This window comes from Vibrio sp. SCSIO 43153 (genome assembly GCF_023716625.1).
GTDB classification, from domain to species: Bacteria; Pseudomonadota; Gammaproteobacteria; order Enterobacterales; family Vibrionaceae; genus Vibrio; species Vibrio rotiferianus.
Map to the genome: position 1 here is coordinate 870,438 of NZ_CP071856.1, position 12,608 is coordinate 883,045.

The 12,608-nt window shown below is 46.3% G+C and carries 10 protein-coding genes; 8 read left to right on the top strand and 2 right to left on the bottom strand.

The window, feature by feature from the left end; translation table 11 throughout:
* Positions 1-33 precede the first annotated feature (33 nt).
* A complete protein-coding gene (locus J4N37_RS20070) occupies positions 34-1,755 on the top strand; it encodes a sensor domain-containing diguanylate cyclase (protein ID WP_252043209.1) in 1,722 nt (573 codons plus the stop codon).
* Positions 1,756-1,889: 134 nt separating this feature from the next.
* On the top strand, positions 1,890-2,210 hold the full coding sequence (locus J4N37_RS20075; RefSeq protein ID WP_045390641.1) for a hypothetical protein: 321 nt from the start codon (positions 1,890-1,892) through the stop codon (positions 2,208-2,210).
* 160 nt (positions 2,211-2,370) lie between these two features.
* On the opposite strand, the gene J4N37_RS20080 is transcribed toward J4N37_RS20075, so the two are convergent.
* Positions 2,371-3,741 carry an L-serine ammonia-lyase gene (locus tag J4N37_RS20080; RefSeq protein ID WP_252043211.1) on the bottom strand — a complete coding sequence of 457 codons (1,371 nt, stop codon included), beginning with the start codon at positions 3,739-3,741 and terminating at the stop codon, positions 2,371-2,373.
* A gap of 11 nt (positions 3,742-3,752) precedes the next feature.
* Entirely contained in the window at positions 3,753-5,294 is a 1,542-nt protein-coding gene (locus J4N37_RS20085; protein ID WP_039840591.1) for a sodium:solute symporter family protein, read from the bottom strand.
* Between the two features lie 338 nt (positions 5,295-5,632).
* Between J4N37_RS20085 and J4N37_RS20090 the strand changes: the two genes are divergently transcribed.
* From J4N37_RS20090 to J4N37_RS20115, 6 genes are all read left to right on the top strand, one after another.
* Positions 5,633-6,928 carry an MFS transporter gene (locus tag J4N37_RS20090; RefSeq protein WP_045390635.1) on the top strand — a complete coding sequence of 432 codons (1,296 nt, stop codon included), beginning with the start codon at positions 5,633-5,635 and terminating at the stop codon, positions 6,926-6,928.
* Between the two features lie 101 nt (positions 6,929-7,029).
* Positions 7,030-8,046 carry a nuclear transport factor 2 family protein gene (locus J4N37_RS20095; RefSeq protein WP_005374772.1) on the top strand — a complete coding sequence of 339 codons (1,017 nt, stop codon included), beginning with the start codon at positions 7,030-7,032 and terminating at the stop codon, positions 8,044-8,046.
* Between the two features lie 177 nt (positions 8,047-8,223).
* Positions 8,224-9,309 carry a porin gene (locus J4N37_RS20100; RefSeq protein WP_017634480.1) on the top strand — a complete coding sequence of 362 codons (1,086 nt, stop codon included), beginning with the start codon at positions 8,224-8,226 and terminating at the stop codon, positions 9,307-9,309.
* A gap of 257 nt (positions 9,310-9,566) precedes the next feature.
* A complete protein-coding gene (locus J4N37_RS20105) occupies positions 9,567-10,574 on the top strand; it encodes a LacI family DNA-binding transcriptional regulator (RefSeq protein WP_009701770.1) in 1,008 nt (335 codons plus the stop codon).
* A 192-nt stretch (positions 10,575-10,766) separates the two neighbouring features.
* Complete coding sequence (locus tag J4N37_RS20110; RefSeq protein WP_252043212.1) at positions 10,767-11,396, top strand: recombinase family protein; 630 nt, start codon at positions 10,767-10,769, stop codon at positions 11,394-11,396.
* Positions 11,393-12,577 (top strand): multidrug effflux MFS transporter, encoded by a 1,185-nt coding sequence (locus J4N37_RS20115; protein ID WP_252043213.1) that lies wholly within the window; start codon positions 11,393-11,395, stop codon positions 12,575-12,577. The genes J4N37_RS20110 and J4N37_RS20115 overlap by 4 nt, the downstream gene beginning before the upstream one ends.
* The last annotated feature ends 31 nt before the right edge of the window (positions 12,578-12,608 follow it).

Below are 12,608 nucleotides of genomic sequence, written 5' to 3' on the forward strand. Positions count from 1 at the left end.
CTACGGCCCTACTTGGTCATTCTCGCGGGCTTAATGATCTATTTAGCTCATTCGCAGTTTGTTGACTCTGAAACAATGGTTTATCGTCAGTCTCAGACAAACCTGATTACTGCTGATAGGCTTATCCGCTCGCAAATTGAAGCTACCTTCAGTAAATTCTATCTATTAGAAAGAGCATTGCGGGCTAACAATAACAACTTACAGAGCGACGATTTTCTAGCATTAAGCGATGGCATCCTCGATTACTCTCCTCAATACTCAAACATCTTATTCATTAAAAGTGACGGAGAGGTAGCTTACGACTTATCCAACCAAGTAGCCCTAGCAGATACCTCTCATATCAATTGGCACAAACTCGATACCATCAGTGACAATTTCTATATTTCTTCTTTATATCCCAATCTAAAACAGGAATGGGTATTTGCAGTTAAACATGTTCTGCCAAATTCTAACGCCCAGTTATGGATAGAATTCAATCTCCTGCACTCTACCCAACAGTTAAGAGGTTTGAAGACATTAAGCAAGGGCTATGTCTTTGTGGTAGATAGAGACACAGGGCGCCTTGTATTTCACCCAAACCCTAGCCGTATTGGCGATAAATCCATTAGCTTTCACGGCGGTATACATGAGAAAGTTGCTAGCGGGCTTCTATTTGGCAAGCATGAGTATTACTACCAAGATCACTTCAAGGTTTCAGTTTTTGATGCTGACAATTCGTTAAACTGGGTGTTTGTTGCTGGCACAGATCGAGCCGATATCTTAAGCAGTAGTTACCAGTTTACTCTCACTGCCGCCGTGATAGCGTCCCTCTTAGCACTTGCTATCATTATTAATTACCTCACATACCAACTGCATTTATCACTAGCTAAACTAAACAGTGCTAAGAATATTGGTGAGTTCAAGACCCGACTTAAAAGCGTTCTTCACCGCTTCTGTTTTGATCGAGGCATACAGTTCTGCGTTTACGATAGTATTAATCACGGCTTTTATACCCTTGATTACCATGGCAATAAGAAACTCACCCTATCTGATGCCAAACTAGCGGCAAGCTTTTCTCAGTCATCAATATCCTATCGAAGTAAAAAGTACTCGGATGTACTGGCTCAGAAACTCAAAGTTCATGGAAACCACTATTGCATTCCATTGTTTGATGGTCAGGAGTTACTGGCTGTCACTTATGTCTGCTGTCGCTTTCCGACTTACAAATGTATTCTCAACTTAATCCAAAACTATGCACAAATCGCGTTAGCAAACCTAAAGTTACATGACCGTTTACGTCATCAAGATCCAATGACACAGCTAGAGAACAAAGCGTGTCTGGCAAAAAAAGTTGCTCGAGAACTTGGCAATGAGAACCGCTTCATTGCGATGATTGATATTGATAACTTCAAGTACATCAATGATAAGTATGGTCATCCCGTTGGTGACTTAGTGATTCAAAAAACAGCCGAAGTAATGCGGGACAATTTCCCTAAGCCAAAGGGAATTTGCTTAGCGCGCTATGGCGGTGAAGAGTTTGCAGTTGTATTCCAAGCCAATGATGAGTTTGATGCTAAGCACCAGCTTGATGGTTTCCTGACGACATTGCAACGGAGCCATTTATCCCTTGGCTGCGGTGATGTCCGATTTACGGCAAGTGTCGGATTTACACCATTAGAAACTAGCTACCATCATGTGGTGGAGCAAGCTGACAAAGCACTTTATCAAGCAAAAAGATTGGGCAAGAATCGCGTCTGCCACCTAAAAGCAGCATAATGCTTTTCTTCTCCAAGGACACTCAGCCAGAACAGACATCGTTCTGGCTTTTTTCTGTTTTCTATTCCCTTCCTAAGCGATAAACAACTCATCTAGGGAGCCTTTATAGCGCCCTTCCTAGCAAAACCTCCTATTTGGTAACGCTTAGCGTTACTTTTAGTCTTGTGCGCTATGACTTGTTGCGCATTGATGGTGACGTTCGTTTGACTCAGGCAATCTTCCTCTCAACCAAGGCTCATCCCAACAACCAAAACCAGAGCCAAGATACCATTTTTGAGAGTCACGACTATGAAAGCCATCAAATCAATCATCACCGCACTACTGTTTACATCGACACTTTCTGGGTGCGTTTCAACGCCCGGTCACTATCGTTTGGCACCCAACGTTCGTCCTACCTTGATGAATGCCAATATCAACGTTCAGCCACTGGTCAACACGGCGCTCTCCGTTGGTAAGGTCGTATTACCTTATGCGATATCAGCGGGACACGCTTACGTTAATAGGCCCTATGTCCTGTTGCGATAGCCACACCAAATTCATACTGTTCACACCAACAAAAAAGCCGATGCTTATCAGTGCATCGGCTTTCTATGTTGATTAAACTTGTTTAACTTATTATTCGCAAGGCGGCGCTAGGTGGATCAAAGCCAATCCACCCAGTGACGTCTCGCGGTATTTCTTGTTCATGTCTTTGCCCGTTTGATACATGGTTTCAATCACCTTATCCAACGAGATCAAACATTTACTGTTGCGCTTTAATGCCATGCGAGATGCATTGATCGCTTTCATTGCCCCCATTGCATTACGCTCAATACACGGTACTTGCACTAAACCACCAATTGGGTCACAAGTCATGCCTAGTGAGTGCTCCATGGCGATCTCGGCCGCAATACAAATTTGCTCATTGCTGCCACCACGTAGCGCGGTCAAGCCAGCTGCCGCCATGGAAGAAGACACGCCAACTTCGCCCTGACAACCCACTTCGGCACCCGAGATAGACGCATTGGTTTTGTACAAGATGCCAATCGCACCGGATACAGCAAGGAAGTCTTTAAGCTGTTTAGTATCAAGCTCTTTGATGAAGCGATGGTAGTACATCAATACCGCAGGAATCACACCCGCCGCCCCATTAGTTGGCGACGTTACGACTTGTCCACCAGCCGCGTTTTCTTCACTCACAGCAAAAGCAAACAGGTTAATCCAATCCATGATTTCCATTGGATCGTTTTCAATCGCTGCATTTGCTTCAAGCTTCTTCAGCAAGTTAGGCGCACGGCGGGTCACGTTCAAGCCACCATCCAATATACCTTCTGTCTCGAAACCACGCTCCATGCAACGCGTCATCACACGCCAGATCTGTTCTGCACGTTGATTGATGGCTTCCATATCCTGAAACGCTTGTTCGTTTTTCAGAATCATGCCGCCAAGACTCATGCCGTTCTTCTCTGCCTGTGCCAACATTTCGTCCGCACTGGAGAATGGAAACTCAACTTCTACGGGTGAAGTCGCGCTGCCATTTTGCAGTTCATTCGCAGTTGCGATGAAACCACCACCGATAGAGTAGTAAGTTTCAAACCCAACCTGATTGCCGTGTGCATCTAAAGCAGTAATCGTCATGCCATTCTCATGTAGAGGAAGGTTCTCTTCATGGAACAACATGTCCGTTTTGTAGTTGAATTCGATTTCATGACGGCCATCGACAGACATCATGCCCTCTTCAATCGCCTTGCGCATCGCTTTGTTCGCAGAAGCGATTTTGATGGTATCTGGTTTGTTGCCCAACAGACCCAAAATGGTTGCACGGTCAGTATGGTGACCAATCCCCGTTAACGAGAGTGAGCCGTATAAATCGACTTGAATACGAACCACTTTTGCCAAGTTCGATTCAATCAAACGAGTGAAATGGTAGCCCGCGATCATTGGACCATTGGTGTGAGAGCTAGAAGGGCCCACACCAATCTTGTAAATATCAAAGATGGACAGCATAAACTTACCTATTACGACAATGCAGCATAAAGCCAATCAGGGAGAACCATACAAGCAGCGATGGTCGCCACAGCGAACACCAACAGCCCGTAATGGCTTGCGGTTGGCTTTGCAAAAAGATGTTTTTGATTATTGATAAAGATTTGTTGCTCGGCAGTCACAGCGCCCCAACGACGGCTCACTAACACACCAAACAACAGGAAGACGAACGTACCAATTGGCGCGAACCACGGCCAAGCCACGTCGAGATACATCGCAGTAAACACCGCAATCACACTCATGATACTGCCAACGATCACGCCTTTCTCATTGGCTTTCGCCCAGAATAAACCAAGCACGAATGAACCCAAACGAATACCAACGAAGATAGAAGTCAGACTAGCGATGGTTTTGAGTACCGATTCATTCGATACCGCCAGTAGAGCTGGCACTACCACCATGGCCGCAGCAAGCAAACTCATCTTTCTTGCGACTTTTTCGTAGTGCTCATCATCAGCACTCTTGCGAACGAAACGCTTGTAGATATCGAACGTCGCGACGGTCGCCATCGAGTTGTAGGTCGAGTCCAGCGTCGACATTGCGGCCGCCGCCAATGCGGAAATGATCAAACCAACCACAATAGGGTTAGTGTGGTTGAATACAAAATCCAAAATCACTTCGTTACTGTTTTCAAACGATTGATCTTGATAGAAAACACTCAAAAGAACACCGAGTACCGCGAAGAACAAGTACACGAAAAACGCACCGTAACCACACAACAGCATCGACTTCTGCGCCGTCTTTTCACATCTCGTCGCTAACGTGCGTTGGATGATCAATTGGTTGGTGCCGTACACACTCAAATGCAGAAAGCTCACGGCAACCACGCCAGCCCAGAGTGTGGTATCTACGCCTAAATCAAAGTCTAAATTGATGATATTCAGGTGATCACGAGAAAGGTAATCTGCCGCATTAATCTCTGTCATTAGAATGGCAAAGATAGCGATGCTGCCTGCTACCAATACTGCAGATTGCAACATATCGGTCCAGATCACCGTGGAAATCCCGCCCGCATAGGTATAGCAAGCGGTGAAAATACTAATGTAGATAATGGCTTCAGAAATACTGATAGGCAGAACTTGCACTAAGATCAGCGCTACGGCATACAAAATCACACCCGCTGAGATACATTGAACCACAATGAACACAATCGAGTTGATGGTTCTTGCATACACCCCAAAGCGGTGCTCAAGGTATTCATAAATCGAAGTCAGACCCAGCTTATAAAAGACTGGTACGAAGAAAATAACAGTGAAAAAGATAACGATGGGATAGTTAAGGTGAATACTCATCGCTTCCATGCCAGAGCTATAAACCCAACCAGGCATCCCTACAAACGTCATCGCACTAATGTAAGTCGCAAGTATCGAAACACCCGCCGTAAACCAGCCAAATTGCTTTCCACCCGTGGAAAAGTCGCCACCATTGCTGTAGCGCTTATTCACTAAATAGCTGATTAGTATGGTAATTGCTACATATAATGCAATCACCACAAAACTTGAGTACGTAACCATTTTAAGGTTTTCCTAATTCTGGGTAGCTAATTATTATGCCCAGATATTACTGTAAAAAGGCATTTTTAAACGACAATCCCACTGTAAGTGTGATTATTATCACCAATATAGGCGAAAATGTATTCAAAATCGCCAAAAACGCCGATTAGTGAGATCCTTGTCACTAAAACCCACAAAATGGGTACGCATTCATTTTAAAATTGATTTTGATCACGGATCTAATAACCTTAAAAAAACTATGATTCACCCCGACACGAAATCGAAGATGATCCAAATAAGATCGTGTTCATTAAGTTTGAATAGCAACAAATCCTAAGTGAAATAGAGGTTTATCGGTCATGAATGCCAAAAGACACATGAGCGAAGTTCCTATGATTCAAAGGGTAGCTGCCTATCTAGCGATACTGGTTGGTTACTTTTTCTATTGTTATAACTTTGTAATTATTGACTACGTACGCCCATACATCGTTGAAGCGTATGATGGTATTAGCCTGTCAGACACTGCCCAGTTCTATACATGGCAGTCGGTTGGTGCACTTATCGGTGCATTGAGCTGTGCTTGGTTCGCAACAAAATTTGGTAAGAAATCCACTCTTATTACCATCACAGCCCTAAACGGTGGCGCAACGATCATCAATATGATGTTCACCGACTACGCAACATGGGCAGCAATGCGTTTCATCATTGGTTTGTCACTGGGTGGTTACTTCACCGTGGCAGTAAGCCTAATGATCGGCCTATTTACGCCAACGGTACGTGGTAAGTTGACGGCATTCGCGTCTTCTATGTTCTCTGTAGCACTGATGGTAATGGGTGCGTATGCAGCATTTATTGCAAGCATTGATGCACCATGGGAAAGCCTAATGCTTGTAGGTGGTATCCCACCATTGGCAGCCGCTGTGGTCATGATCTTTGTACTACCTAGCGACAGCAAAGTGATCGCTTACGGTGAAGAAGAGCAAGCAAAAGTAGAAGAATCAAATGCACCAGCGAAAAAAGGCTCTTGGGGCGAAATGCTAAGCAAGCCTTACCGTAAGATCACACTAACGTGTCTATTACTGGCTGGCCTTAACTTCTACGGTTTCCAATTCTTTGGTGGCTTCGTAACCACATACCTACGTGATGTACGTATGTTCGACGGTGCAACCATCGGTCTCATCTTCTCTATCTCAGCATTTGGTTCACTGTTTGGTGCATGGTTCTGGGGTTGGGTAGCTGACAAATTCGGTCGTAAGGTGAACGCGTTTGGCTTCATCCTAGCGGGCATCATGGTTTCAATCTTCTTTGTTGCACCTGGCGACATGGTGATTGGCGGCCTAAACATGCTGGCTCTACTTGGTCTGATTTACAACTTCGGCCTGTCTTCTTCAGCGGTATGGGGTGGTTACTTCTCAGAACTGTTCCCAGCACACCTACGTAGCTACGGCGCGGCGCTATTCCACGGTGGTCGTATCCTCGGTATGTGGGCACCAATGGTACTTATCTTCATCCAAGAGCGTACCGACCTACAAACCGCAATGTGGGGTTCACCAATCGTATGGATCCTTGCTGGTCTTCTATGGCTATCACTGCCAGAGACACTAAAAGGCGGCGTGTTCGATAAGAGCAAAAAAGCCGAAGCAGCAAAAGCGTAACTGAATTTCAAAAACTCCGGCTGGCTCCCCGGCCGGATGAAAAAACTTAATTTCGAGTCCTGTTCCCAAAGCCGACTCGACAGCAAATAAGAGAGTTTATTATGTCTAAATATCAAGAAGCGAAACGCGTTGTACGTGAATACTTCAGCGCAATGGAAAACGCAACTCACGAGAACGTGGCAGAAGTACTAAAAGCACACACTTCAGAAGATTACCTATGGCGTGGTGTTTACCCATTCCGTGAGCAACAAGGCGCTCAAGCAGCGGCTGACGTTTTCTGGGCTCCTTTGATGAAATCAATGACTCGCATGCAGCGTCGTCAAGACATCTTCATCGGTGGTGAGAACGAAGTAACATCAGGTGAAATCTGGGTAATGAGCATGGGTCACTTCATGGGTCTATTCGACGCTGAATACCTAGGCATGCGCCCAACTGGCAAAATCATGAACATCCGTTACGCAGAATTTAACTGTGTTGAAAACGGCAAGATCACTAAGACTGGCCTATTCCTAGACCTTCTAGGCGCGATGGACCAAGCGGGTTGTTACCCACTACCACCATCAACAGGTAAGCACTTCGTATACCCTGGTCCTCGTAACCACGACGGTCTACTGTTCGAAGACGCAGCACCAGAAGAAGGCGTAGCAACACTAGCACTAGTGAACAAGATGGTTGATGACCTATCTGCACTAAACGACAGTGGCGCTATGGGTTGCCCACCAGAAGTTCTTGAGAAGAGCTGGTCTAAAGACATGATCTGGTACGGTCCATGTGGTATCGGTGCGTCTTACACAATTCCTCGTTACCAACAGCAGCACCAATTGCCGTTCCGTAACAATCTGAAAGACAAGAAGTTTAACGGCCACGTATGTCGTTTCGCAGAAGGTAACTTCTCTTGTTTCTTCGGCTGGCCAAACCTATCTAACACGCCTATCGGTGGTTTCCTAGGTATGACAGGTGGTGAAGTACGTGCAGACATGCAAGTGGTTGACGTTTACTACCGTGACGGCGACAAGCTATCTGAGAACTGGGTACTGATCGACCTTCCTTACTGGCTAAAACAGCAAGGTCTAGACGTGTTCGAGCGTACTCAACAGATCCTAAACCCTTCTCTATAAGAAGTCCTAGGGGCGGATTGTCAACCCGCCTTTATGTTGCCTGAATCCCCTCTCGGTTCAGGTGACATGCTCCCAACTCGTGCCTCAAGGATGGGGCACAACCTCAAGATAGAACCCTTATTCACAACGGGCATGAACGCACGGTGGCTTTCTGCGCCCTGAATAATGAGATTGATGATGAAAAAGTCGACCCTTTCTGCAGTGATTTTAGCAGCGCTTACTTCTAGCTCAGCCTTTGCTGCACACACTTTTGTTAATGACGCTGGCGACAGCCTAACCATCGATGGCCGTTTCGATCTTCGCTACCAAGACCGTGGCGGTGATGACAACGGCGAATGGAACAGCGGCAGCTCACGTTTCGGTTTGAAAGGCCAAATGGGTCTGGATAACGGCTGGACTGGTTTCGGTCACGCGGAATGGGGCTACAACTCTGGCGCGAACGGCGACAACATTTACGACCGCTTGCTATACGCAGGTGTTGATCACGAAAAATACGGCAAGATTGCTGCGGGTACTAAGCAGTGGTCTACCTTCTACGACGTAGCATGGTACACCGATTTAGGTCGTGTATTCGGTACTCGTGGCTCAGGTGTTTACAACCTAGCTGACTGGGGTATCGCATCCGGTGCAGGTCGTGCAGAAAACTCAATCACGTACCGTAATTCAATTAATGAAAAAGTGAGCTACGGCTTTACTTACCAAACCACGCGTGAAGATGTTGCTCTAGCAAGCAATGCGACAGCCTCACTGAAAAACGGCATGGGTGCGTCGATCACTTACAAACCCGTTGATGGCGTAACACTTGGTGCGGCTTACCATCAAAATGAAGTTGCGGATCTAGACGCAAGCGTGGTTGGCGTAGAAAACGGCGACAACATGCGCATCATGCTATTGGGCGCGAACTACAGCAACGGTGGCTTCTACGCGGGTGCGACTTTCCACGTTGGCGAAAACTGGGAAGCAGTGAGCCAAGGCGGTACGGACGTAATGTTCGATACCCTAGGTGGCGAAATCTACACTTACTACCACTTCGACAACGGCTTACGCCCAACGTTGAACTACAACTACATGGAAGATCGTGGTGACGAGACACAAGGTTACGAGCGTAACTTGCTGATCCCTGGTCTTGAATACCACTTCCAGAAGAACAAATTCCTAGTTTGGACTGAATACCAGTTCGACCTAGGTAAAGATCAGTACGATGGCAGCAAATTCGAAAACCGTGATGATCAATTCGCGGCAGGTATTCGCTACTACTTCTGATAACCACGAGATAAGTTATTCCGGTTACGTAACTTATTCGATTTAGTGGAAATGGGAAATAAGAGCAAGCCTTACCTTTTTTGGGTAAGGCTTTTTTCGTATGCAAAACATGAAATGTGACTTGGGTACTACCCAAATTGCGCCACCAAAGACAATCTAACCCTTTATTTACTTAAATCTTGCTTATTTCTCTTTATGACTACGTACCTATTTGTGTTAACCTAGTCACAGTTAAACTGACTTATGAATCAACTCACATGAATCCTGCAAAACAAACCGTAACATCGAAGGACGTAGCCAAATTGGCTGGCGTTTCTCAATCTACTGTATCGCGTGTGTTTGTTCCGGGCAGCTCAGTATCTGAAAAGACCAAGCAAAAGGTCTTCGAAGCCGCGAAAGCCCTAAACTACCGTCCAAATGCTTTTGCACGTAGCTTGACCACCAACGAATCTAAGTTGATCGGTTTGGTATTCCCAGATGCGGACTACCCTATCCACATGAAAACACTTCAATTGATTTCAAGTGAATTGCAGAAGCAAGGCTACTCAGCGGTGTTGATTCCATGGCAAGTGGATGATGAAGACAACCACTCAATCCCGAACATCTTCCAATACCGTGTAGATGGTGTCATTGCCGCTTCCGCTACCTTCAACAAATCACTGTATGAAGAGTGTGAAGAGTTCAATATCCCTATCGTTCAGTACGCGCGCGTCGTAGAAGGCACTAAGAGCAGTTACGTTATCAGTGACAACTACGAAGCTGGGCAACAAGCGGCACAACTGCTGCACGAAAGTGGGGTGAAAAACGCGGTTTACCTGACGGGTGAAGTGCCAACTTTTACCAACGACGAGCGTCAAAGTGGCTTCAGCGCTGAGTTTGAAGACTTAACGGGTAAAACACCACGCATCATTGAAGCAAGCTACGACTACGCAAGTTCACTGGATAAAGTACGTGCGATGCTGGCCGATAAGAATCGTCCAGAAGCCGTGTTCTGTGCGACCGACAACCTCGCAATGGCGGTAATGGACATTGCACGTATTGAGTGTGGTATTCGTATCCCTCAAGATCTGAAAGTCATCGGCTTCGACAACATTCCACAAACAGAATGGTTGAGCTACCAACTGACCACTTTCCGCCAAGACTTCCGTCGTTTAGCGCGTGAGTGTGTGAAAATTATCGTTGATCAAATCAACAATAAAAACAGTAGTTTGGTGAAGATGATGGTGCCAGTCAAATTGATAGAGCGCAGCACAACCAAAGCCTAATCCCAGAGAAGCCAACCCAAGCGGTTGGCTTTTTTATTTCCGCATTTCTTCTTTCTCTTGCCCCTCATCTTTTACTTCTACTTCTAAGATTTCGAGCCAATGGCTCATTTGGTGTTGTGGTTACTAATGAACCTCTGTATATTTATGGACCATTACAGTATATGAACCAATCTCAAGAGACGCATTGTACCCATGGCTACCTTTCTCTATACGCGGCACTCGCCAAACAACCGAGCTTACCCTGAGCAGCTCAACGCTTTGAAAGCCTTTGCTCCTGAAGCAATTCATCTTGAAGACAAGGTACGCGGCTGCACGCCACCAGCCGAGCGACAAGCCTTTCAACAACTCTTAACTACCGTGCAAACCGGTGACACCGTTGTACTTTGGTGGCTAACCGCCTTTGGCCGAGACTTCAGCCAAGCCCTAAGCACGATTCAAACTCTGCTTAATAAAGGCGTCACCCTAAAAACCGTTTGTGAGCCACTGATTTTTGAACCTGGTTCCGTACAAACGCAAACCTTGCTTTCGCTGCTTTCTGGCTACGGGCAAGTACAAACGCAACATCGCTTGTTCGCCGCAGAACAAGGCCGAAAAGCGCTAAAAGACGACCCACAGATGTGGAAGCAAAAATTCCGAGGTCGCCCTGCAGACAAAGCGAAGCATCAGCACATTGCGACTTTGCTTCTGGAAGGCAATACGCTACAAAGCGTCGCAGAACAATGCGAAGTCAGCTTATCAACCGTCAAACGTGTGAAAGCCAAATTGAATGAATTTGATGAGGAAGGAAGTCTGCGCCGCCGTGGCGATGGTGAAAAATCATGAGTCGACCGATTGAATTTAAAACCATCTTGCTGGCGTGTCTCATCATCAGTGTTGGTCAGCTCAGCATGGGCTTGGTTTTTCCATCTCTTCCTTGGATAGCCAAAGATTTCGACATTTCCCTCGACCAAGCTCAGCTGTTGGTCAGTGTTTACTTACTTGGTTTTGGACCATCTCAGTTTATCTATGGCCCGGTATCCGATGCGTTAGGCCGTAAAAAGGTGCTGTTAGCCGGCTTGTTGATTGCCATGCTCGGCCTATTGATGATCATCTTCCTAAGCCACACTTTCACTGGCATGGTCGCAGGCCGTTTTCTGCAAGGTTTAGGCACTGGCTGTTGCGCAGTGTTAGCCCGAGCGTCTACTCGTGATCGCTTTAATGGTCCTGAGCTGCCTGTCGCTTTGTCCTACATTGCGATGGCTGCTTCTATCACACCGTTAGTTGCTCCTGTTATTGGTGGTTTCATTAACGCCCACTTCGGCTGGACTATGGTGTTTATCTCGTTGTTGGGTTACGTATTGTTGGCTTGGACTGTGATCGTATTTCGCTTCCAAGAAACCATCACACAAACCTCAGCCTTGCCATCACCGAAAAAGATGCTGCTGCAATATCGTGACCTACTGACTTCTCGTTACTTTATGAGCTTTGCCAGTATCGGTTGGCTTAACTTCAGCTTGATGATCACAACCGTTTCGGTAATGCCTTTTATCATGCAAAACCAAATCGGCATGACATCCGATCAATACGCGATGTGGGCGCTGATTCCGGCGTTCGGCATGATTTGCGGCACCAGTATCTGTAACCGTGTGCGACCAATCATCGGCACAAAGAAGATGCTATTAGTCACGCCAATCCTGCATGTCAGTTCCGCAGCGTGGTTGTTCTTCTGCCCTGTTGAGCCGCTGTACTTAATGCTAGGCCAACTGTTGATGATTTTAGGCAATGCTATCGCTCTACCTTGTGCTCAAGCCATGGTAATGCAACCCTATAAGAAGCAAGCGGGGGCTGCTGCTGCGATGTCGGGTGGTGGCCAAATGGTGGTGTCATCAGTAGTGAGTATGGCACTCGTACAGTTGGGTTTAAGCCAAGCGTGGCACCTATCATTAGTGATTGTGGTCTTCGCGACTATTACGCTGACTAACATCTTGCGTGGCTTTGCCACTGAGCAACCTTCAGAACAATAGATCCCTGACAATAAACACGTAACAAGGAAGA